1 protein-coding gene is annotated in these 590 nt (G+C 71.5%); it reads left to right on the top strand.

The features are described 5' to 3' along the window. Positions 1-17 precede the first annotated feature (17 nt). The coding region (locus tag HG543_RS54045) for an HAD-IB family hydrolase (RefSeq protein ID WP_169352723.1) at positions 18-590 on the top strand (573 nt) is incomplete at its 3' end.

Here is a 590-nt window from a genome sequence, read left to right as displayed (position 1 = left end):
GGGTTAGGAGGTAGGGCGTGGCCGTCGCCTTCTTCGACCTCGACAAGACGCTCATCTCCGTCAACTCCGGCTCGCTGTGGGTCCGCCGCGAGCTGGAGTTGGGGCACATCACCCGGCTGCAGGCGCTGCGCGCCAGCCTGTGGATTGCCCGCTACCACCTGGGTTTCGTCTCCATGCAGGACGCGGTGGCGCGCGCCATCGCCCAGCTGGCGGGCTCACTCGCGAGGCCCATCCAGGAGCGCACCGCCCTGTTCTACGAGGAGATGGTGCGCCCCCTGTACCGCCCCGGCGCGCGGCTGGCGCTGGAGGAGCACCGCCGCGCGGGGGACCGGCTCGTCCTGCTGACGTCCTCGTCGGGCTACTTGTCGGAGCTGGTGGCGCGGGAGCTGCGGCTGGACGCCGTGCTGTGCAACCGCTTCGAGGTGGACGGCGAGGGCCGGCACACCGGCCGTCCGCTGGGCGTCATCTGCTTCGGCGAGGGCAAGCGCACCCTCGCGGAGGCCTACTCGCGCGAGGCCGGCGTGCCGTTGTCGGCGTGCGCCTTCTACACGGACTCGTACTCGGACCTGCCGGTGATGGAGGTGGTGGGG

It is taken from the genome of Pyxidicoccus fallax (assembly GCF_012933655.1).
Lineage (GTDB): Bacteria > Myxococcota > Myxococcia > Myxococcales > Myxococcaceae > Myxococcus > Myxococcus fallax.
Note: the sequence above shows the minus strand (reverse complement) of the source record. Positions and strands in the feature narration are given on the sequence as shown.